This window comes from Acidovorax soli, assembly GCF_900107605.1.
In the GTDB taxonomy this organism is placed as follows: Bacteria; Pseudomonadota; Gammaproteobacteria; order Burkholderiales; family Burkholderiaceae_C; genus Acidovorax; species Acidovorax soli.
The window spans coordinates 1-20867 of the sequence record NZ_FNQJ01000039.1 but is presented as its reverse complement, the minus strand read 5'-3'; the positions used below and the strand labels follow the sequence as shown (position 1 = coordinate 20867).

Sequence of the window (20867 nt, the reverse complement as noted above, 5' to 3'; positions counted from 1 at the left end):
CGGGAAGCCCTGACGCTTTACTGCAGTGCTTGCACGCCCGCCACCAGCCAGCCGCTGGCGCCGGTCTTGGCCTTGGTCATGTTCCAGACCTCGCGGAAGGGGCTGGGCCCGGCCGAGGGTTCTTCGCGGATCATGCCCGAGAACTCCACGCTGGCCATGTAGCCGTCGTCCAGTTCCTCGATGCCCAGCAGCTGGGCATCGATCATGACCACATCGGTATGGTTGGGCTGGTCGCCCCGGTGCGATTCGCGCTCGGTCAGCTGGGTGCGAATTTCATCGAGCATGCCGTCGGTCATCATCGAGCGCAGCGTGGCGATGTCGGAGCGGTCCCACGCGGCCTGCAGCGTGACGAAATTGCGCTTGGCCGCCGTGAGGAAGCCGTCGGTGTCGAATCCCTCTGGAATGCCCCAGTTTTGCGAACCCGAAAGAGCCGAGCCGATCATCGTGCCCGTGCCCTGCTGTTGCCGCGAGGCATCGAACGCCATGCCGCCGCGCTCCCAAGGCCGGGCCGAGGCATCGTTACCCACCTTGTCGGGGCTGTACTGGGGGGGCACTTGCGCTGCTGCAGGCGTTGCGGCACCGGCACCCTGGAAGGCAAACGGAGCCCCGCCAGCCACGGCGCCAGCTCCACCGCCGCTGCGGGCGCGCATCACCATCTTGAAGACGGCGAAAGCGGCCATGGCCAACAAGGCAATCATCAGGATATTGCCGAAGCCTTCACCCAAACCCAGGGAGCTGGCGAGCCAGGCAAGCCCCAGGCCGGCAGCCAGGCCGCCCAGCATGGCGCCCCAGGGTTTCTTGGCGGCTGCGGCCGGTGCCGCGGAGGCAGCCGGCTTGGCAGCCGTTGTGTTGGTGGCCGTCTGCGCCGGTGCGCCCGGCGTTGCAGGCGGCGTGGCCGACTCGCGCTGGGTCACGTTGCTGGACTGCTTGCCCACCGATTTGCCACCACCCATGCGGCGGGCGTCCGCATCGGCATGCGCAAACGCCAGCATCGCCACCAACACCACAGACCACAGTTTCATCATGATTTCTCCGTCTCCGTTAATTCATTCCGAGCGAAGCGCTCGGAATCTGCTCAGCACTTGATTCCAACATGCAAGGCCACAATGCCCCCCGTCATGTTGTGATAGTCCACATGCCCAAAGCCATTTTTCTGCATGAGGCTTTTGAGCTCTTCCTGCCCCGGATGCATGCGGATGGACTCCGCCAGGTAGCGGTAGCTGGCATCGTCGCCCGCCACCAGCTTGCCCAGCCGGGGCAGCACCTTGAAGGAATACCAGTCGTACGCCTTGGTGAGTGGCTGGGCCACCTTGGAAAACTCCAGCACCAGCAACTTGCCGCCGGGCTTGAGCACACGGCACATTTCAGCAATCGCCTGGTCCTTGTGCGTCATGTTGCGCAGGCCAAAAGCGACGCTCACCACGTCGAAATGCGCGTCGGGCAAAGGCAGCTTTTCCGCATCGCACACCAGCGTGGGCAACACCACGCCCGCATCGATGAGGCGGTCGCGCCCCACGCGCAGCATGGCTTCGTTGATATCGGTGTGCACCACGCGGCCCGATGTGCCCACCTTCCTGGAGAACGCCAGCGCCAGATCGCCCGTGCCACCGGCAATGTCCAGCACCTGGCTGCCTTCGCGCAGGTTGGCCACCATCACGGTGTAGGCCTTCCAGGCGCGGTGCAGGCCCGCCGACATGAGGTCGTTCATCACGTCGTACTTGGAGGCCACGGAGTCGAACACGCCGCGCACGCGGCGCGCCTTGTCCTGCTCGTCCACCGACTGGAAACCGAAATGCGTGGTGCTCATAAGAATCATGCTAGGCGCGTGAACGCCAGAGGTACAGCGACAACCCCGCACTGACTTGGGGCATCTGTCGCAATTAAGACAATGCCATTTCAACAAAAATGGCCGAAAACGCTCATTTATAAAGCGCCAATAGCTACATTTTAAATAGCAGACTGATCCACAGGGGCAAGCTCCGCTGGTACGGCAGCCCGCCAGCCTTCAGTGGCTGCCACACGCATGGCCGCCCGCACCACCCTTGGGCGCCATGGGCGCATCGCGGTCCACGCCGGCGGCGGCCAGGCGTTCGGTGTACTGCGCCCACAGCGCATCCTGCTGCTGGCCCAGCTCGTAGAGGTAGTCCCAGGTGAAGATGCCGCTGTCGTGTCCATCGGAGAACGTGGGCTTGACGGCGTAGTTGCCCACGGGTTCCAGATTGACCAGCGCCACGTCACGCTTGCCCGTCTGCAGCACCTCCTGGCCCGGGCCGTGCCCCTGCACCTCTGCAGACGGCGAGTACACGCGCATCAGCTCGAATGGAATGCGGAACGTGGCGCCATCGGAAAAGCCCACCTCCAGCACCCGCGATGTCTCGTGCACCGTGAGTGCCTGTGGCGTGGGGGCGCCCGCTTTCAAACCTGCCATGGAATCACCTGTGAGAAAACTGTTGTCAGAAACGACGGCTGCGATTGTCCCACCCGCGTGGGCGCACTCTGCATGCGGGGTTACCGGGTGGCCCACTGCGCCAGTTGCGACTGCAGGTGCGCTTCCAGCGCTGGCAGCAGCGCCTGCACGGCCGCCTCTTGCGCCGCCGGGCTGGGCCGCTGCGCAGCCGCCCAAACGGGCGCCGGAAAGTGGCTGTCCCAGTCAAACCGCGCAATCACATGCCAGTGCAGGTGCGGCACCATGTTGCCCAGCGCCGCGATGTTGACCTTGGTCGGCGACAGGTGCTGGCGCAGCGCCAGCTCCACCACGGTCACCGCCTCCATGCAATGCACGCGGTCGGCGGCGGCCAGGTCCGAGAACTCGGCCACATGCCCGTTCCAGACCACGCGGTAGAAGGCGGGAAACCCTGGCTCCTGCGCACGGATGACACGCAGGCGCTCGCCGCGCCAGATCAAGGCGCCACCGTCTTCGGCGCACAAGGGGCAGGCCATCAGACAAGGACCCGCTCGATGCCGCCCTGGTTGGCACGCTGCACGTATTCGGGCAGCCAGTTCTCGCCCAGGATCTGCCGGGCCATCTCGATGACGATGTAGTCGGCTTCAAGCAGGCCGGTCTGCAGGTCGTCGCCGTAGCGCGTGATGCCCTGCAGGCAGCTCGGGCAGCTGGTCAGGATCTTGATGTTGTCCTGCGCGCCGACGGCGCCGCTGGCGCGCAGCTGGGCTTCGCCCTTGCGGATTTCCTCTTCCTTGCGGAAGCGCACCTGGGTCGACACGTCGGGCCGCGTCACGCCCAGCGTGCCCGATTCGCCGCAGCAGCGCTCGCTCTTGAGCACCTTGTCGCCCACCAGGGCGCGCACGGTCTTCATCGAGTCGCCCTGCTTCATGGGGTTGTGGCAGGGCTCGTGGTACAGGTAGCCGCCCTGGCCCGCGGGCAACGTGATGCCTTTTTCGAGCAGGTATTCGTGGATGTCGATGATGCGGCAGCCCGGGAAGATCTTGTCGAACTCGTAGCCCTGCAGCTGGTCGTAGCAGGTGCCGCAGCTCACCACCACGGTCTTGATATCCAGGTAGTTGAGCGTGTTGGCAACGCGGTGGAAGAGCACGCGGTTGTCCGTGATCATCTTCTCGGCCTTGTCGAACTGGCCGCTGCCGCGCTGCGGGTAGCCGCAGCACAGGTAGCCCGGCGGCAGCACCGTCTGCACGCCCGCGTGCCACAGCATGGCCTGGGTCGCCAAGCCAACCTGCGAGAACAAGCGCTCCGACCCGCACCCGGGGAAGTAGAACACCGCCTCGGTCTCGGCCGTGGTGGCCTGCGGGTTGCGGATGATGGGAACGTAGTCCTTGTCCTCGATGTCCAGCAGCGCACGCGCGGTTTTCTTGGGCAGACCACCCGGCAGCTTCTTGTTGACGAAATGGATCACCTGCTCCTTGATCGGCGCCGTGCCCACCGTGGCAGGCGGCTTGGCCGTCTGCTTGCGGGACACCTTGCGCAGCAGGTCCACCGCCATGCGCTGGGCCTTGAAGCCCACACCCACCATGGCCGTGCGCAGCAGCTTGATGGTGTCGGGGTTGGTGGCGTTGAGCATGGTCATGGCCAGCGCGTTGCCGGGCCGGAAGCTCTTCTTGCCCATCTTGCGCAGCAGGTTGCGCATGTTCATGGTGACGTCGCCGAAGTCGATCTTCACCGGGCAGGGGCTCTCGCACTTGTGGCACACCGTGCAGTGGTCGGCCACGTCCTCGAACTCCTGCCAGTGCTTGATGCTCACGCCCCGGCGGGTCTGCTCTTCATACAAAAACGCCTCGACCAGCAGCGAGGTCGCCAGGATCTTGTTGCGCGGGCTGTACAGCAGGTTGGCGCGCGGCACATGCGTGGAACACACGGGCTTGCACTTGCCGCAGCGCAGGCAGTCCTTGACCGAATCGGCAATCGCACCGATGTCGCTCTGCTGCATGATCAGCGACTCGTGGCCCATCAGGCCAAAGCTGGGCGTGTAGGCGTTGGTCAGATCGGCATGCAGCAGTGGATTGGAGGCCGAACTGGCCTCTTTCGCCTGCCCATCCAGCGCTGAAAGCTCCTGATTTCGGAGCAGCTTCCCCTTGTTGAAACGCCCTTGCGGGTCCACCTTCTGCTTGTACTGCGCAAACGGGCGCAGTTCGTCGTCGGTCAGAAACTCCAGCTTGGTGATGCCGATGCCGTGCTCACCCGAGATCACGCCATCGAGGCTGCGCGCCAGCACCATGATGCGTTCGACCGCCTGGTGCGCGGTCTGCAGCATTTCGTAGTCGTCGCTGTTGACCGGCAGGTTGGTATGCACGTTGCCGTCGCCCGCGTGCATGTGCAGGGCCACCCACACGCGGCCCTTGAGCACACGCTTGTGGATGGTGGTGGCTTCGTCGAGGATGGGCAGGAATGCCGCGCCCGAGAAGATGCCCTGCAGCGGAGCGCGCAGCTGGGTTTTCCAGCTCGCGCGCAGGGTGTGGTCCTGCAGCTGCGGAAACAGGGTTTCCACGTTCTGCAGCCAGCCGGACCACAGCGCACGCACCTCGGCCACCAGGGCCAGGGCCTGGGCCACGCGGTCTTCCAGCAGTTCGGCCGAGGGGATTTCGCTCGCGTCGTCGTGCCTGCCCAGCGGCAGGTTGCCGCGCTCGAAGAAGTCCGTGAGCGCGTCGCACAGCTTGATCTTGTTGCGCAGGGAGAGCTCGATGTTGATGCGCTCGATGCCGTCGGTGTACTCGGCCATGCGTGGCAGCGGGATCACCACGTCTTCATTGATCTTGAAGGCGTTGGTGTGGCGGCTGATGGCCGCCGTGCGCTTGCGGTCGAGCCAGAATTTCTTGCGCGCCTCGGGGCTGATGGCGATGAAGCCTTCACCGCTGCGCGAATTGGCAATGCGCACGACCTCGCTGGTCACGCGCGCCACGTCGTCGGCGTTGTCGCCCGCGATATCGCCGAACAGCACCATCTTGGGCAGGCCGCCGCCGTGCTTCTTGCTCTTGGTGGTGTAGCCGACGGCCTTCAGGTAGCGGTCGTCCAGATGCTCCAGGCCGGCCAGCAAAACGCCACTGCGCTTTTGCTCGGCGAACATGAAGTCCTTGATCTCGACGATGCTGGGCACGGCGTTCCTGGCGTTGCCAAAGAACTCCAGGCACACGGTGCGCGTGTGCTCGGGCATGCGGTGCACCACCCAGCGCGCGCTGGTGATGAGGCCGTCGCAGCCCTCCTTCTGGATGCCGGGCAGGCCCGAGAGGAACTTATCCGTCACGTCCTTGCCCAAGCCTTCCTTGCGGAAGGTCTTGCCCGGAATGGCCAGACGCTCGGTGCGCACGGGCGTCCTGCCGTCGGCCTCGAAATACTGCAACTCGAAAGTGGCGGTCTCCACGTCATGGATCTTGCCCATGTTGTGGTCCAGGCGGGTCACTTCCAGCCACTGTGCCTCGGGCGTCACCATGCGCCAGCTGGCCAGGTTGTCGAGCGCCGTGCCCCACAGCACGGCCTTCTTGCCACCGGCGTTCATGGCGATGTTGCCGCCGATGCACGAGGCCTCGGCACTGGTCGGGTCCACGGCAAACACAAAGCCTGCGCGCTCGGCGGCATCGGCCACGCGCTGGGTGACCACACCGGCTTCGGTCCACACCGTACCCACCTCGCGGTCCAGGCCCGGCAGGCGGCGCATCTCCACCTCGGTCATGGCTTCGAGCTTTTCGGTGTTGATGACCACGCTCTTCCACGTCAGCGGGATCGCGCCGCCGGTGTAGCCCGTGCCGCCCCCGCGCGGGATGATGGTCAGGCCCAGCTCGATGCAGCCCTTGACCAGGTGCGCCATTTCGGCCTCGGTGTCGGGGGTGAGCACGACAAACGGGTATTCGACGCGCCAGTCGGTGGCATCGGTGACATGCGAGACGCGCGAGAGGCCATCGAACTTGATGTTGTCGCGGGCCGTGAGGCGGCCCAGGGTCTTCTGGATCTGGCGGCGCAGGGTGGCGGCCTGTTCGAACGTGGCATCGAACTGCGCCACCGCGCGGCGCGCGGCCTGCGCCAGCTCGCCCACCAGGCGGTCGCGCTCGGCGTCGTCGTCGGGCGTGCGGCGCTTGTCGATCTCGCCCAGGCGGTGGTTCAGTGCATCGACCAGCAGTTTGCGGCGCGCGGGGTTGTCCAGCAGGTCGTCCTGCAGGTAGGGGTTGCGCTGCACCACCCAGATATCGCCCAGCACCTCGTACAGCATGCGGGCCGAGCGGCCCGTGCGGCGCTCGTTGCGCAGCTGATCGAGCACCTCCCAGGCGGGCGCCCCCAGCAGGCGGATCACGATCTCCCGGTCGGAGAACGAGGTGTAGTTATAGGGAATTTCACGCAGTCGGGCAGGCTCGGCGGCCTGCGTCTGCAAGGCCGCCAACGCGATCGGTACATTCATGGGGGTCTACCTGGGGTGGGGGCGTGATTTTAAGCCACCGGCCTGCGCCTTGCCGGGCAGGGGGAGGCCACACGACGCCAAAACGGCCGGGCGATGCCGCTCGGCGGCGTCAGAACAGCACGCGGCTGCGCAGTGTTCCGGGCACCTGGGCCAGCCTGTCCAGCGCCAGGTCGGACGAAGCGGCGTCGATATCGATCACCACATAGCCAATCTGCTCGTTGGTCTGCAAGTACTGCGCCGAGACGTTGATCTGGTTGTCCGAGAAGATGCGGTTGATCTCGGACAGCACGCCCGGCACGTTGCGGTGGATGTGCAGCAGGCGGTGCTTGCCAGGGTGCGCGGGCAGCGCCACCTCGGGGAAGTTGACCGACGAGATGCTGGTGCCGTTGTCGCTGTATTTCACGAGCTTTTCCGCCACCTCCAGGCCGATGTTGGCCTGCGCTTCCATGGTCGAGCCGCCGATGTGGGGCGTGAGGATGACGTTGTCGAACCCGCGCAGGGGCGACACGAATTCGTCCTTGTTGGTGCGCGGCTCGACCGGGAACACGTCGATGGCGGCGCCCAGCAGCTTCCTGGCCTTCAGCGCCTCGGCCAGCGGTTCGATCTGCACCACCGTGCCGCGCGCTGCGTTGATGAGGATGCCGCCGGGCTTCATGGCCGCAATTTCAGCCGCACCAATCATCCCTTCGGTGGACGGCAGCTCGGGCACATGCAGGCTCACGATGTCGCTCTGACCCAGCAAGTCGTGCAGGCGCTGCACCTGGCGCGCATTGCCCAGGGGCAGCTTGTTGACCACATCAAAAAACGCCACCTGCATGCCCAGCGCCTCGGCCAGCACCGACAGCTGCGTGCCGATGGAGCCATAACCCACGATGCCCAGGGTCTTGCCGCGGATCTCGTAGGCGTTGTCGGCGCTCTTGAGCCAGCCGCCCCGGTGCGCCACGGCGTTCTTCTCGGGCACGCCGCGCAGCAGCAGGATGGCTTCGGCCAGCACCAGCTCGGCCACCGAACGGGTGTTGGAGTACGGCGCATTGAACACCGCAATACCCCGCTCGCGCGCGGCGTTCAGGTCCACCTGGTTGGTGCCGATACAGAAGCAGCCCACCGCTACCAGCTTGGGCGCGTGGGCAAACACCTCCTGCGTCAGCTGGGTGCGCGAGCGGATACCCACGAAATGGGCGTCCGCGATCTTGCGGCGCAGGTCGTCATCGGCAAGCGCCCCAGACACCGTCTCGATCTGGCTGTAACCCGCCGCCCGTATCACATCCACTGCAGACGCATGGATGCCCTCCAGCAACAGGAATTTGATCTTGCTTTTGTCCAGAGAAGTGGTGGCCATGGCGAAGTGAGGATGGAGAAAAGACCTGGCTTGCATGGGCACGAGGCGCTGCAATCCGGCAAGGCACCAAGCATGATGCATCGCACAAAAAACCGCCACCCTGCCCGCAATGGCCTTGATGCCAATGGTGAATTCGCGCAATTTGTTACATGACGGTCACAAGGCGGCACCACCACGAACACGCAACGGGTTTCCCCGGTTGTCGGGGTAAATGGCCTGTGCGACAACGACACACCACTGACACAGGGGCTACCTAGCATGGTCCTTTTATGTCTTCGTCATCCTGGAGGAGTATTCATGCAATTCAAGCACCTGGCCTTGACCGCCGCACTTGCCACCACCGTGTGTGTTTCTGCCCAAGCACAGACCGAAATCCAGTGGTGGCATTCGATGACGGCCGTGAACAACGAGTGGGTCACCGACCTGGCCCGGCAGTTCAATGAAAGCCAGAAGGAATACAAGGTGGTGCCCACCTTCAAGGGGGCCTATGACGAAAGCATGACCGCCGCCATTGCGGCCTTCCGCTCGGGCAACGCACCGCACATCCTGCAGGTGTTCGAGGTGGGCACAGCCACCATGATGGCCAGCAAGGGCGCCACCGTGCCCGTGGCCAAGGTGATGCAGGACGCCGGCGCCGACTTCGACCCCAAGGCCTACATCCCCGCCGTGGCGGCCTATTACACGGCCCCCAATGGCCAGATGCTGAGCTTCCCGTTCAACAGCTCCACCACCATCTTCTATTACAACAAGGACGCCTTCAAGAAGGCCGGCCTGAACCCCGACAAGGCCCCCGCCACCTGGCCCGAAGTATTCGAAGCCGCCAAGAAGCTCAAGGCCAGCGGCCACAGCTGCCCCATGACGCTGGCCTGGAACGGCTGGACCCAGCTGGAGTCGTTCTCCGCCTGGCACAACGTCGAGTTCGCCACCGAAAAGAACGGCCTGAGCGCCAATGGCCACAAGGCCCGCATGAAGATCAACTCGCCGCTGCACGTGCGGCACATCGACAACCTGGCCAAGGCCGCCAAGGCGGGCGAGTACCTGTACAAGGGCCGCGGCTCCGCGGCACAGGCTTCGTTCACCGCCGGCGAATGCGCCATGATCCAGACCTCGTCGGGCTTCTATGGCGACGTGGCCAAGAACGCCAAGTTCGCCTACGGCCTGGCCCCCATGCCCTACTACCCCGACGTGAAGGGCGCGCCGCAGAACACCGTGATCGGCGGCGCCTCGCTGTGGGTCATGGCCGGCAAGAAGCCCGAGGAATACAAGGGCGTGGCCAAGTTCTTCGAATTCCTGTCGCAGACCAAGGTGCAGGCCGCCAGCCACCAGCGCACGGGCTACCTGCCCATCACCATGGGCGCCTATGAGCTGACGGACAAGTCCGGCTTCTACGCCAAGCACCCCGGCACCGACGTGGCCGTGAACCAGATGGTGCGCAAGGTGACCGACAACTCGCGCGGCATCCGCCTGGGCAACTACGTGCAGATCCGCACCATCGAGGACGAGGAAATGGAACAGGTGTGGGCCGGCAAGAAGACGGCCAAGGAAGCCCTGGACGCCATCGTGAGCCGCGGCAACGAGCTGCTGGCCCGCTTCGAGCGCTCGTACAAGCAATAAGATCAGGGGCCGGGCGCCACTGGGTGCCTGCCCTGCCTCTGCGGCCCCGAAACTGGGGGCCGCTTCACCTTTCCCGACGGTTGCAGCCCTGCACCGGCGGTTTTTTTGTTGGTGACCGTCATGGAAAAACGCGTACTTTTCCGCTCGGCCTGGCTGCCCTGGGTACTGATTGCCCCCCAGCTGCTCATCATCGGCATCTTCTTCTTCTGGCCCGCCGCCCAAGCCGTGATCCAGTCCTTCCAGATGGAGGACGCCTTCGGCATGAGCACCGAGTGGGTGGGGCTGGACAACTTCCGCCAGCTGGTGGACAACCCCTCGTACCTCGACTCCTTCCAGCGCACGGCCGTGTTCTCGGTGCTGGTGGCGGGCATCGGCATCGTCGTGTCGCTCGCGCTGGCGATCTTTGCCGACCGCATCGTGCGCTTTGCCCTGGTCTACAAGACCTTGCTCATCGTGCCCTATGCAGTGGCGCCGGTGATTGCGGGCGTGCTGTGGGTGTTCCTGTTCTCGCCCTCCATTGGCGTGGTCACCTACTACCTGGGCGCACTGGGATACAACTGGAACCACATGATGAACGATGGGCAGGCCATGGCGCTCATCGTGATCGCCTCGGTGTGGAAGCAGATTTCCTACAACTTCCTGTTCTTCCTGGCGGGCCTGCAATCGATACCGAAGGCATTGATCGAGGCCGCATCCATCGATGGTGCGGGTCCCTGGCGCCGGTTCTGGAACATCCAGCTGCCGCTGCTGTCGCCCACCACGTTCTTTTTGCTGGTGATCAACATCGTCTACGCGTTCTTTGACACCTTCGGCATCATCGACGCGGCCACCCAGGGCGGCCCCGGCCAGTCCACTTCCATCCTGGTCTACAAGGTGTACCAGGACGGTTTCAAGGCGCTGGACCTGGGCGGCTCGGCCGCCCAGTCGGTGATCCTGATGTGCATCGTGGTGGCGCTCACCGTGGTGCAGTTCCGCTACGTCGAGAAAAAAGTCCAATACTGAGGCCCCATGGTTGACCGCAATCCCTGGCTCAATTTCCTGTCCCACGCCGTGCTGATCCTCGGCGTGGCCATCGTGGCCTTTCCGCTGTACCTGGCGCTGATCGCATCCACCCACACGGCCGACGCCATCGTGCAGTCGCCCATGCCGCTGCTGCCCGGTGCCCACCTGTGGGACAACTACCGCGCCGCGCTGCTCGGCTCGGGCAAGCTGGGCTCCAACACCAACGTTTTGCACATGATGTGGGTGAGCTTCGTGGTGGCCATGGTCATCACCGTGGGCAAGATCGCGATTTCGCTGCTGTCGGCGTTCGCCATCGTGTACTTCCGCTTTCCGTTCAAGATGCTGTGCTTCTGGGCCATCTTCGTGACGCTGATGCTGCCCGTGGAAGTGCGCATCCTGCCCACCTACAAGGTGGTCGCCGACCTGGGCCTGCTCAACAGCTACGCGGGCCTCACGCTGCCGCTGATCGCCTCGGCCACTGCCACTTTCTTGTTCCGCCAGTTCTTCCTGACGGTGCCCGACGAACTGGTGGAAGCCGCGCGCATGGATGGCGCAGGCCCGATGCGCTTTTTCAAGGACGTGCTGGTGCCGCTGTCGCGCACCTCGATTGCCGCGCTGTTCGTGATCCAGTTCATCTACGGCTGGAACCAGTACCTCTGGCCCCTGCTGATGACCACCACGGAAGACATGTACCCCGTGGTGATCGGTATCAAGCGCATGCTGGCCGGCGGAGAGGCCGCCGTGGACTGGAACATCGTGATGGCCACCGCCATCGTGGCCATGCTGCCGCCCACCGCCGTCGTCATCCTGATGCAGAAGTGGTTCGTCAAGGGCCTGGTAGATACCGAGAAATAAGCGTCAAAACCACCTGCAACGCTTATGAAGAAAGCGCTTGCAGCTGTTCATTCAATAGCAAATATGGCATCCATCACCCTTCGCAACATCATCAAGCGCTACGGCCACGGCCCCAAGGCCAACCCGGTGATCCACGGCGTGAACGCCGAGATCCACGACGGCGAATTCGTCGTCATCGTCGGCCCCTCGGGCTGCGGCAAATCCACGCTGCTGCGCATGGTGGCCGGCCTGGAAGAAATCACCGGCGGCACGATCTCCATCGGCGAGCGCGTGGTCAACAACCTCGAACCCGCGCAGCGCGACATCGCCATGGTGTTCCAGAACTACGCGCTGTATCCGCACATGAGCGTGTTCGACAACATGGCTTACGGTCTCAAGATCGCCAGCGTGCCCCGGGACGAGATCAAGACGCGCGTGGACAAGGCCGCCAAGATCCTGGAACTGGGCCACCTGCTCGAACGCAAGCCGCGCGAGCTGTCGGGCGGCCAGCGCCAGCGCGTGGCCATGGGCCGGGCCATCGTGCGCCAGCCGCAGGTGTTTTTGTTCGACGAACCGCTGTCCAACCTCGACGCCAAACTGCGCGCCCAGACGCGCATCGAAATCCAGAAGCTGCACCGCGAGCTGGGCATCACCAGCCTGTTCGTCACCCACGACCAGGTCGAGGCCATGACGCTGGCGCAGCGCATGATCGTGATGAACGCCGGCAACATGGAGCAGTTCGGCACGCCCGAAGAGGTCTACCACACGCCGGCATCGATCTTTGTGGCCAGCTTCATCGGCTCTCCGCCCATGAACCTGCTGCGCCACGCGCCCAACAGCAAGCCCGGCACCATTCTGGGCATTCGCCCCGAGCACCTGGACATCACCGCCACCGGCTGGGAGGTGCGCGTGGACACGGTCGAACTGCTGGGCGCCGAGCGCCTGGTCTACGCCACCATGGGCGGCGACCACCTGATCGTGCGCATTGACGAAGGCAGCGCCTCGCCCCAGGCAGGCGACACCATCCACATCACGCCGCGCGCAGACCGCCTGCACTGGTTCGATGCCCAGTCCGGCAAACGCCTCTGACCAGCCCCGACGGATGCAGCCCATGGAGAACCCCTGGCCCTATCCCCGCTGGATCGCCCACCGTGGCGCCGGCAAGCTGGCGCCCGAAAACACGATGTCGGCATTCCGACTGGGCGCGCAATACGGTTACCGCATGTTCGAATGCGACGCCAAGCTCAGCGCCGATGGCGTGCTGTTTCTGCTGCACGATGCCACGCTGCAGCGCACCACCAACGGCCACGGCACGGGCGGCGAGCTGCCCTGGTCTGCCCTGTCGCAGCTGGATGCAGGCAGCTGGCATTCGCGCGCCGGTGCAGGTGAGAGCCTGCCCACGCTGGAAGCGCTGGCGCGCTGGTGCCTGGCCAACCATTTCTGCCTGAATGTGGAGATCAAGCCCACGCCCGGCACCGAAGCCGCCACCGGCCGCGCCGTGGCCGAGCTGCTGGCACGCATCTGGCCCGCCACGGCCATTGCGCCCTTGCTCACCTCGTTCCGGCGCGATGCGCTGGCGGCGGCCCAGGCCGCTGCGCCGCAGTTGCCGCGCGGCCTGCTGATCGACACCCTGCAGCCGGGCTGCCTCGACCTGGCGCAGCAACTGGGCTGCCAGGCGCTGGTGTGCAACCACGCACTGTGGGATGCAGCCCTGGTGGCACAAGTGCATGCACTCGGCCTGCGTGCCCTGAGCTACACGGTGAACGACGAGTGGGCTGCCCAACGCCTGATCGACCTGGGAACCGATGGCATCATCACCGACCGCGTCGATCTGTTCAGCCCCACCCGATAACGGTGGGCCCGCCCGTACGGTTGCTCACGTGTCGCACCCCGTGCAGGCTGAAAATAAGTGCATGCACCACCGCCACACCTTCCCCCCGCCCAAGCCACCCGCCCTGCTGCGCTGCCTGCCAGCAGCCCCCTGGCCGCTGGCGCGCCTGCTGCTGTGCTGGCTGCTCGCGGGCTGGCTCGGGGCACTGGGCCCGGCCCCTGCGCTGGCCCAGGAGCAGTCGACGAAGTCCAGCATGGACCAGACCGGCAAGGACAACACCCCCCTGCCCCAGGTGGACGAACTGCGCAAGCAGCTGGACGCCATTCCCAGGAAACTGGACGAAGCGGACAGCAACCGCCAGCTGCTGGATGAAATCAACGCCGTTGGCACGGCGGCCGAACGCCTGGCGAACCATCGCACCACCGAGCTGGCCGAGCTGGACCTGCGCCTCGCCGGCCTGGGCCCGGCGCCCGCCAAGGGCACCCCGGCGGAAGCACCGGACGTGGCCGCGCAACGCGCGAGCCTGAACAAGCAGCGCACCGATATTGATGCCGAACTCAAGCTCGCGCGCCTGATCGCCGTGGATGCCGAACAGCGCGGTGCCGACCTCGTGCGCCAGCGCCGCCTGCAGTTTCAGGCCGCGCTGACCACGCACGCCGACTCGCCCTTGAGCCCCTCCTTCTGGCGCACCCTGCGCCACACCGCCCCGGGCGACTTCGCGCGCCTGCAGGTGCTGGGCGCAGATCTGCTCGGCGCAGCGCGCGCGGCGCTGGACTCCAAGCACCGCAACGCCTTCCAGGGCTACCTGCTGCTGGCCCTGCTGCTGGCCGTGGCGGGCACCTGGCTGGCCGAGCGCATCCTCGTGCGTGTTCTGCCGTCGCGCCTGCCGGCGGGGCGGCTGCGACGCTCCCTGCTGGCCATGGCCGCCATCGTGGCCAACGTGCTCATCATCGGCACCGCCATGCAATTTGCCTGGAGCGCGCTCAAGCTCGGCGGGCCGCTGCCGGACAACCTGCTGGCGCTGCAGCAGGCCACCGTGCGCGCCGCCGCCTATGCCGCCTTCGTGGTCACGCTGGGCCATGGGCTGCTGTCGCGCCGGCGCAGCTCCTGGCGCCTGCTGCCCATCTCCGACGATCTGGCCCGGCGCCTGAGCCCCCTTCCGTGGTGGACGGCCGCGCTGTCGGCACTGGGCGCTGTGGTGACCGACGTCAACGCGATCATCGGCGCCAGCCTGGCGGCCGAGGTGCTGGTTCACGCTGTCTTCGCGCTGCTGCTGTCCTTCTCGGTGGCCGTGGCGCTGGGCCGTCTGCACGCCACGCCCGATGGCGCTGCGGCCGGCGACGAGGCAGCCCACGGACGGCCAGACAGCGAGGCCAGCCGGCCCCTGTGGGTGGGCCTGATCCTGGCCGGTGCCGGCGTTGCGGTGGTGCTCACCGTGGCGGCGGTGGTCTTCGGCTTCATCGCGCTGGCCGGCACGCTGGCGCGGCAGATGGTGTGGTCTGGCGTGGTCTTTGCCACCACCTATCTTCTGTTCCAGCTGGCCGACGATCTGAGCCAGGCGCTGCTGTCGTCCAAGGGACGCGTCGGCGCACGCATCCACAACACGCTGGGCATCAGCGCGCAACTGCTCGACCAGTCCGCGGTGGTGCTCTCGGGCTTGCTGCGCGTGCTGCTGTTTTTCTACATGGTCATCGCGCTGATGGCACCGCTGGGCACCAACCCGGACGAACTCTTTCGCCGCGGCAGCAATGTGGACCACAACCTGAAGGTAGGTGATCTGACGCTCGCTCCCCAAGCGCTGTTGACCGCGCTGGCGGTGGTTTGCGCGGGCTTTGTCGCCATCCGCATTGGCAAGCACTGGCTCAGCGAACGCTACTTTCCGCACACCTCGCTGGAGCCGGGCATGCGCAGCTCCATCGTCACGCTGCTGGGCTATGTGGGCGGGGTGGTGGTGATCGCGGTGGCGCTGGCGGGCCTGGGGATCAGCGTGGAGCGCATCGCCTGGGTGGCCAGCGCGCTGTCGGTGGGCATCGGCTTCGGCCTCCAGGCCATCGTGCAGAACTTCATATCGGGCCTGATCCTGCTGGCCGAGCGGCCGGTGAAGGTGGGCGACTGGGTGGTGCTGGGCGACACCGAGGGCGACGTGCGCCGCGTCAATGTGCGCGCCACCGAGATCCAGCTGGGCGACCGCTCCACGGTGATCGTGCCCAACTCCGAGTTCATCACCAAGACCGTGCGCAACATGACGCTGGGCAGCGCCCAGGGCCGCGTGCTGCTGCGCCTGCCCGCGCCGCTCGATACCGACGCGCGGCGCATGCGCGCGCTGATCCTGCAGGCCTTCCATGCGCACGAGGACATCCTGGAGAACCCCGCACCGTCGGTGACGCTGGAGGGCGTCCAGAGCGGCACGCTCACCTTCCTGGCGATCGGCTACGTGAGCAGCCCGCGCAACGCCGCGGGCGTGCGCAGCGACGTGCTGTTCGCCATCCTGGATGCGCTGCGCGAGGCAGGCCTGGCGCTGTCGCCGCCAGCCACCACCTCGGTGGCCCAGGCACAGCGCGACACCACGCCGGAGCCGCCGCTGTCGGCGCCCGCATGACGCTCCTTTTTCAATAGCATCTTGCGCTTGCCATACCGGCGCTCACGGCCAACTGGGTTTCAAACCGTCCGCTGCGCCAGCACATAGCCGGCGACCACGCCCAGCAGCTGGCCGATGCGGCCGATGAGCTCCACACCCTTGTAGGGCTCGTTGCAGGCCACGCTGTAGCCAAAGCCCCGCAGCGTGTCGCCGATGAGATGGATGAATTCGGGCGCGCAGGTGGTACCGTCGCGGTCGCCCAGCACGGCTTGGTGGAAAAAGACCTGGCGGCCGGTCGCATTGCCATTGCGGTGCCGCAGCCCGTGGTGATCGACCGTGGCTACTATCTGTGCCAGCCATCGGGCCGGGCCACCCCGGCCGCATTGCAGGACTTTCGGCTGTGGCTGCTGGCACAGGCCCAACCAGGGTCTGCATAGCCCCCGTGCGGCAGCAAGGCGAACGCCGCGAAACGGCCCCGAGACCCCCCCTACGCGCGCCAGCCGCGCACCAGCACCCATTGGCAACTGGCACAGGCCAGCACCAGCGCCGCATAGGTGAGCATCTTGCCGTCGCGGCCCAGCAGCACCAGCCCGGCCACCAGCACGGCACAGCCAACCACAAAATTAATAGCTATCTGCGCCCGCCACGTAAGCATCGACTGGCCTTTGGGTCGTATCCACCGCCCGCCCAGCACCAGCAGCAGGGCCAGCGCCGCAGCGGGCGCAATGAAATTCACAGCGTGGTAAAAAGCGTCCAGAGGACCCATAAAACATGACCCAGATCAAGGCTTGAGCAGACACGGTGCCCGGCGCTGCGAACAATTTTATAATTGGCGCTTATGGCAGTCTGGGCCCTCGGCATCAACCACACCACCGCGCCGCTCGACCTGCGCGGCCGGTTTGCGTTTGCGCTCGACCAGATCACGCCCACGCTGCAGGGCCTGCGCCAGTCGCTGGGCCAGAGCAGCCGCCACCCAGGCGTTGAAACCGCCATCATTTCCACCTGCAACCGCACCGAGATCTATTGCGCGGGCGAGCAGGCCGCCATGGACCACACGCTGGGCTGGCTGGCGCAAAGCGGCGGCGTGAGCCCCGCACTGCTGCGCTCGCACTCCTACACCCTCGAAGACAGCCTGGTGGCACGCCACGCCTTTCGCGTGGCCAGCGGGCTCGACTCGATGGTGCTGGGCGAGGCCCAGATTCTCGGGCAGATGAAAAACGCCGTGCGCGCCGCCGAAACCGCCGGGGCGCTGGGCACCACGCTCAACCAGCTCTTCCAGCGCAGCTTTGCCGTGGCCAAGGAAGTGCGCACCAGCACCGAGATCGGCGCACACAGCATCAGCATGGCCGCCGCCGCCGTGCGCCTGGCGGGCCAGCTGTTTGAAGACCTCAGCAAGATTCGCGTACTGTTTGTCGGCGCGGGCGAGATGATCGAGCTGGCGGCCACGCACTTCGCGGCCCGCAACCCCCAATCCATTGCCATCGCCAACCGCACGCTCGAACGCGGCGAAAAGCTGGCCACACGTTTTGGCGGCGAGGTGATGCGCCTGTCCGACCTGCCCGAGCGCCTGCACGAATTCGACGCCATCATCAGCTGCACGGCCAGCACCCTGCCCATCATCGGCCTGGGCGCCGTGGAGCGTGCCCTCAAGAAGCGCCGCCACCGCCCCATGTTCATGGTCGATCTGGCCGTGCCGCGCGACATCGAGCCCGAGGTCAAGGCCCTGGGCGACGTGTACCTGTACACCGTGGACGATCTGGCCAGCGTGGTGCAGACCGCCCAGGCCAACCGCCAGGCCGCCGTGGCGCAGGCCGAGGCCATCATCGATGCCGGCGTGCAAAGCTTCATGCACTGGATGGAGCTGCGCAGCCCCATCGGACAGGTCGGCGGCGTGGTACCCCTGATCCAGCAGATCAACGCCCAGACCGACGAGTGGCGTGCCCTGGAGATCGCCCGTGCCAAGAAGCTGCTGGCCAAGGGCGAGGATGTCGATGCCGTGCTGGAGGCCCTGTCGCGTGGCCTGGCCCAGAAGATGCTGCACGGCACCATGGCCGAGCTGCGGGCCGGCGACGCCGACATGCGCGCACAAACCGCGCAGACCGTCTCGCGCCTGTTCCTGCGCTCGCAGAGCAAGACCAGGCTGTAGCGGCGCCCGCCTGCTCCGAATTTCAAGCCAGATCAGCCCTGACGCCTGATCAACAGGCGCATTAAGCTACACATTCAGTAGCATTCACTTTCCCCCTCGCATGAAACCCTTTCTCCGAAGCCAGCTGGAACGCTATGCACAGCGTCTGGGCGAACTGGACTTTCTGCTCTCGCGCGAGGACATCATGGCCGACATGGCGCAGTACCGCGCCATCTCGCGCGAGCACGCCGAGGTCACGCAGATTGCGGGCCGCTATGCCCGCCACCAGCAACGCGAGGCCGACCTGGAGGGCGCGCGCGAGATGCTGGCCGACCCCGACATGGCCGAGATGGCGCAGGAAGAAATCACCTCCGCCGAGACCGAGCTGCTGCAGCTCGAAGACGAACTGCAGCGCCTGCTGCTGCCCAAGGACCCCGACGACGCACGCAATGCGTTTGTGGAAATCCGCGCGGGCACGGGCGGCGACGAATCGGCCCTGTTTGCCGGCGACCTGACGCGCATGTACACGCGCTACGCCGACCGCGTGGGCTGGAAAGTCGAAGTGGTCAGCGAGAACGCGGCCGAGCTGGGTGGCTACAAGGAAATCGTGCTGCGCATCGAAGGTGATCATGTGTATGGCGCCCTCAAGTTCGAGTCCGGCGGCCACCGCGTACAGCGCGTGCCCGCCACCGAAACCCAGGGACGCATCCACACCAGCGCCTGCACCGTGGCCGTGATGCCCGAGCCCGACGAGACCGAGGCCATCAAGCTCAACCCGGCAGACCTGCGCATCGACACCTTCCGCGCGTCGGGTGCGGGCGGGCAGCACATCAACAAGACCGACTCGGCCGTGCGCGTGGTGCACCTGCCCACCGGCATCGTGGCCGAATGCCAGGACGGGCGCAGTCAGCACAGCAACAAGGCCAAGGCGCTGCAGGTGCTGCAGGCGCGCATCCAGGAAAAGGAACGCAGCGAACGCGCCGCCAAGGAGGCCGCGCTGCGCAAGGGCCTGATCGGCAGCGGCGACCGCAGCGACCGCATCCGCACCTACAACTTCCCGCAGGGGCGCCTGACCGACCACCGCATCAACCTCACGCTGTACAAGCTGCAGTACGTGATGGACGGCGACCTGGCCGACGTGCTGCAGGCCCTGGCCCACGCGCGCGAGGCCGAACAGCTCGAAGAGCTGGAGATGGGCGCCGCGGGCTGACGATCTGCAACCAGTATTTGAATCAGATGGACCTCTGGCGTTTACTCATCAAGCGTCAACAGCTATCAAAACAAGAGTGACCGACACAACCTCCACCCTGGCGCAGGCACTGGACCAGGCCCGCACCCTCGGCCTGGAACGCATCGATGCCCAACTGTTGCTGCTGCACGCACTGGCCCGCCCCGACGCCGGCCGCGCCTGGCTGCTGGCGCACGACACCGACGCCCTGGACCCCGCGGTGCACGCGCAGTTCCTGGCCCTGTGCCAGCGCCGCACCGCAGGCGAGCCCGTGGCCTACCTCACGGGCCGCAAGGAGTTTTACGGTCTGCCCCTGCAGGTGGACGCCCGCGTGCTCGACCCACGTCCCGACACCGAAACACTGGTGGACTGGGCCCTGGAAGTGATCGCCCCCCTGCCCGCCCCGAGCGTGCTGGACCTGGGCACCGGCAGTGGCGCCATTGCGCTGGCCCTGCAACACCAGCACCCCACGGCCCAGGTGCTGGCGGTGGATGCCAGCGCCGATGCACTGGCCGTGGCACAGGCCAATGCGCAGCGGCTGGCACTGCCCGTGCGGTTCCTGCAGGGCCACTGGCTGGCTGCAGTGCCAGGCCGGTTCGAGGCCATCGTTTCCAACCCGCCCTACATTGCCGCCGCCGACCCGCACCTGGCCGCGCTGATCCACGAGCCCCTGCAGGCCCTGGCCAGCGGTACCGACGGCCTGGACGACATCCGCACCATCATCGCCCAGGCCCCGGCGCACCTGCAGCCTGGCGGCTGGCTGCTGCTGGAGCATGGCCATGACCAGGCCGGCGCCGTCAGAGCGCTGCTGCAGGCGCAGGGTTTTGCACAGGTGCAAAGCCGCAATGACCTCGCCGGCATCGCGCGTTGCACCGGCGGGCAGTGGCCAACAGTGAAATAATCCCCCCATTGCGGGCCTGCGCCCGTCAGCCCCTTCAAGGAGAACCCCCATGAGCGACACCCAACAACGCATCGACGCCCTCGTGAAGTCCAACGACATCCTGCTGTTCATGAAAGGCAATGCCAGCTTTCCGATGTGCGGCTTCTCGGGCCGCGCCATCCAGATCCTCAAGGCCTGCGGCGTGGACACCAAGGCGCTGACCACCGTCAACGTGCTGGAAGACGAGGAAATCCGCCAGGGCATCAAGGAATACAGCAACTGGCCCACCATTCCCCAGCTGTATGTGAAGGGCGAGTTCATCGGCGGCTCGGACATCATGATGGAGATGTACGAGTCGGGCGAGCTCAAGCAGGTGCTGGGCACCGAGGGCTGACAGCCCACCGGGCCCTACCGCCCGCGCTGGAGCCGGTGAACTTCCAGCTGACCTGAGCGACAGGCCAGCAAGAAAAAACCGCCCGAAGGCCAATGCCAGTCAGTTAAGCCCTGACTGGCATTTTTTTGGTGGGTACTTGCTGCGTGTCGATCGCTTGACCTCGCGCGGGAAGCTTCGATCAGGTC

General features: G+C 65.9%; 18 protein-coding genes and 1 pseudogene. 11 read left to right on the top strand and 8 right to left on the bottom strand.

The genetic code is table 11. The features are described from left to right. Window positions 1–17 precede the first annotated feature (17 nt). The 6 genes from BLW02_RS17375 to serA form a co-directional block, all read right to left on the bottom strand. A complete protein-coding gene (locus BLW02_RS17375) occupies window positions 18–1025 on the bottom strand; it encodes a Tim44 domain-containing protein (protein WP_092700863.1) in 1008 nt (335 codons plus the stop codon). Between the two features lie 50 nt (window positions 1026–1075). Beyond that, window positions 1076–1807, bottom strand: coding sequence for a bifunctional demethylmenaquinone methyltransferase/2-methoxy-6-polyprenyl-1,4-benzoquinol methylase UbiE (ubiE, locus tag BLW02_RS17370; RefSeq protein ID WP_092700860.1), 732 nt, complete (start codon window positions 1805–1807; stop codon window positions 1076–1078). 198 nt (window positions 1808–2005) lie between these two features. Next, on the bottom strand, window positions 2006–2428 hold the full coding sequence (locus BLW02_RS17365) for a gamma-butyrobetaine hydroxylase family protein (protein ID WP_092700857.1): 423 nt from the start codon (window positions 2426–2428) through the stop codon (window positions 2006–2008). Between the two features lie 80 nt (window positions 2429–2508). After that, on the bottom strand, window positions 2509–2940 hold the full coding sequence (locus tag BLW02_RS17360; RefSeq protein WP_092700854.1) for an HIT family protein: 432 nt from the start codon (window positions 2938–2940) through the stop codon (window positions 2509–2511). Beyond that, window positions 2940–6857: a DUF3683 domain-containing protein gene (locus BLW02_RS17355; RefSeq protein WP_092700851.1), complete on the bottom strand. Its 3918-nt coding sequence runs from the start codon at window positions 6855–6857 to the stop codon at window positions 2940–2942. The genes BLW02_RS17360 and BLW02_RS17355 overlap by 1 nt, the downstream gene beginning before the upstream one ends. Window positions 6858–6966: 109 nt before the next feature. Next, window positions 6967–8196, bottom strand: coding sequence for a phosphoglycerate dehydrogenase (gene serA, locus BLW02_RS17350; RefSeq protein ID WP_092700884.1), 1230 nt, complete (start codon window positions 8194–8196; stop codon window positions 6967–6969). A 297-nt stretch (window positions 8197–8493) separates the two neighbouring features. Here serA and ugpB point away from each other — a divergent pair, with 297 nt between their 5' ends. The 6 genes from ugpB (at window position 8494) to BLW02_RS17320 (ending at window position 16076) form a co-directional block, all read left to right on the top strand. Beyond that, window positions 8494–9810 carry a sn-glycerol-3-phosphate ABC transporter substrate-binding protein UgpB gene (gene ugpB / locus BLW02_RS17345; protein WP_092700848.1) on the top strand — a complete coding sequence of 439 codons (1317 nt, stop codon included), beginning with the start codon at window positions 8494–8496 and terminating at the stop codon, window positions 9808–9810. 120 nt (window positions 9811–9930) lie between these two features. Further along, window positions 9931–10812 carry a sn-glycerol-3-phosphate ABC transporter permease UgpA gene (gene ugpA, locus BLW02_RS17340; RefSeq protein ID WP_092700881.1) on the top strand — a complete coding sequence of 294 codons (882 nt, stop codon included), beginning with the start codon at window positions 9931–9933 and terminating at the stop codon, window positions 10810–10812. A 6-nt stretch (window positions 10813–10818) separates the two neighbouring features. Next, entirely contained in the window at window positions 10819–11667 is an 849-nt protein-coding gene (gene ugpE / locus BLW02_RS17335; protein ID WP_092700845.1) for a sn-glycerol-3-phosphate ABC transporter permease UgpE, read from the top strand. A gap of 63 nt (window positions 11668–11730) precedes the next feature. After that, window positions 11731–12735: a sn-glycerol-3-phosphate import ATP-binding protein UgpC gene (locus BLW02_RS17330; protein WP_092700843.1), complete on the top strand. Its 1005-nt coding sequence runs from the start codon at window positions 11731–11733 to the stop codon at window positions 12733–12735. A 22-nt stretch (window positions 12736–12757) separates the two neighbouring features. Continuing rightward, window positions 12758–13498 (top strand): glycerophosphodiester phosphodiesterase, encoded by a 741-nt coding sequence (ugpQ, locus tag BLW02_RS17325; RefSeq protein WP_425285676.1) that lies wholly within the window; start codon window positions 12758–12760, stop codon window positions 13496–13498. 61 nt (window positions 13499–13559) lie between these two features. Then, a complete protein-coding gene (locus BLW02_RS17320) occupies window positions 13560–16076 on the top strand; it encodes a DUF3772 domain-containing protein (protein WP_092700837.1) in 2517 nt (838 codons plus the stop codon). A gap of 107 nt (window positions 16077–16183) precedes the next feature. Here the strand turns inward: BLW02_RS17320 and BLW02_RS17315 are convergent. Then, a pseudogene (locus BLW02_RS17315) lies at window positions 16184–16375 on the bottom strand (N-formylglutamate amidohydrolase); the annotation flags it as partial. Here BLW02_RS17315 and BLW02_RS17310 point away from each other — a divergent pair. Further along, the gene (locus tag BLW02_RS17310; protein WP_244273750.1) at window positions 16328–16492 is read left to right on the top strand and encodes a type 2 periplasmic-binding domain-containing protein; all 165 of its coding nucleotides are present in this window, start codon (window positions 16328–16330) and stop codon (window positions 16490–16492) included. The pseudogene BLW02_RS17315 and the gene BLW02_RS17310 sit on opposite strands and share 48 nt — an antisense overlap. 50 nt (window positions 16493–16542) lie before the next feature. On the opposite strand, the gene BLW02_RS17305 is transcribed toward BLW02_RS17310, so the two are convergent. Further along, window positions 16543–16821, bottom strand: a complete 279-nt coding sequence (locus tag BLW02_RS17305) for a hypothetical protein (RefSeq protein ID WP_092700833.1) — start codon at window positions 16819–16821, stop codon at window positions 16543–16545. A gap of 72 nt (window positions 16822–16893) precedes the next feature. Between BLW02_RS17305 and hemA the strand changes: the two genes are divergently transcribed. The 4 genes from hemA to grxD all read left to right on the top strand — a co-directional run bounded on the left by hemA (window position 16894) and on the right by grxD (window position 20682). Then, entirely contained in the window at window positions 16894–18201 is a 1308-nt protein-coding gene (gene hemA / locus BLW02_RS17300) for a glutamyl-tRNA reductase (RefSeq protein ID WP_092700830.1), read from the top strand. Between the two features lie 100 nt (window positions 18202–18301). Beyond that, window positions 18302–19390 (top strand): peptide chain release factor 1, encoded by a 1089-nt coding sequence (prfA, locus tag BLW02_RS17295; RefSeq protein ID WP_092700827.1) that lies wholly within the window; start codon window positions 18302–18304, stop codon window positions 19388–19390. Window positions 19391–19466: 76 nt separating this feature from the next. Beyond that, complete coding sequence (gene prmC, locus BLW02_RS17290) at window positions 19467–20309, top strand: peptide chain release factor N(5)-glutamine methyltransferase (protein WP_092700824.1); 843 nt, start codon at window positions 19467–19469, stop codon at window positions 20307–20309. A gap of 49 nt (window positions 20310–20358) precedes the next feature. Continuing rightward, on the top strand, window positions 20359–20682 hold the full coding sequence (grxD, locus tag BLW02_RS17285) for a Grx4 family monothiol glutaredoxin (RefSeq protein ID WP_026437548.1): 324 nt from the start codon (window positions 20359–20361) through the stop codon (window positions 20680–20682). Window positions 20683–20867: the final 185 nt, after the last annotated feature.

Bases quoted from the DNA above. Each gene is read 5' to 3' on its own strand.
- BLW02_RS17375 (WP_092700863.1), bottom strand. From the start codon at position 1,025: ATGATGAAACTGTGGTCTGTGGTGTTGGTGGCGATGCTGGCGTTTGCG.
- ubiE (WP_092700860.1), bottom strand. From the start codon at position 1,807: ATGAGCACCACGCATTTCGGTTTCCAGTCGGTGGACGAGCAGGACAAG.
- BLW02_RS17365 (WP_092700857.1), bottom strand. From the start codon at position 2,428: ATGGCAGGTTTGAAAGCGGGCGCCCCCACGCCACAGGCACTCACGGTG.
- BLW02_RS17360 (WP_092700854.1), bottom strand. From the start codon at position 2,940: ATGGCCTGCCCCTTGTGCGCCGAAGACGGTGGCGCCTTGATCTGGCGC.
- BLW02_RS17355 (WP_092700851.1), bottom strand. From the start codon at position 6,857: ATGAATGTACCGATCGCGTTGGCGGCCTTGCAGACGCAGGCCGCCGAG.
- serA (WP_092700884.1), bottom strand. From the start codon at position 8,196: ATGGCCACCACTTCTCTGGACAAAAGCAAGATCAAATTCCTGTTGCTG.
- ugpB (WP_092700848.1), top strand. From the start codon at position 8,494: ATGCAATTCAAGCACCTGGCCTTGACCGCCGCACTTGCCACCACCGTG.
- ugpA (WP_092700881.1), top strand. From the start codon at position 9,931: ATGGAAAAACGCGTACTTTTCCGCTCGGCCTGGCTGCCCTGGGTACTG.
- ugpE (WP_092700845.1), top strand. From the start codon at position 10,819: ATGGTTGACCGCAATCCCTGGCTCAATTTCCTGTCCCACGCCGTGCTG.
- BLW02_RS17330 (WP_092700843.1), top strand. From the start codon at position 11,731: ATGGCATCCATCACCCTTCGCAACATCATCAAGCGCTACGGCCACGGC.
- ugpQ (WP_425285676.1), top strand. From the start codon at position 12,758: ATGGAGAACCCCTGGCCCTATCCCCGCTGGATCGCCCACCGTGGCGCC.
- BLW02_RS17320 (WP_092700837.1), top strand. From the start codon at position 13,560: ATGCACCACCGCCACACCTTCCCCCCGCCCAAGCCACCCGCCCTGCTG.
- BLW02_RS17305 (WP_092700833.1), bottom strand. From the start codon at position 16,821: ATGGGTCCTCTGGACGCTTTTTACCACGCTGTGAATTTCATTGCGCCC.
- hemA (WP_092700830.1), top strand. From the start codon at position 16,894: ATGGCAGTCTGGGCCCTCGGCATCAACCACACCACCGCGCCGCTCGAC.
- prfA (WP_092700827.1), top strand. From the start codon at position 18,302: ATGAAACCCTTTCTCCGAAGCCAGCTGGAACGCTATGCACAGCGTCTG.
- grxD (WP_026437548.1), top strand. From the start codon at position 20,359: ATGAGCGACACCCAACAACGCATCGACGCCCTCGTGAAGTCCAACGAC.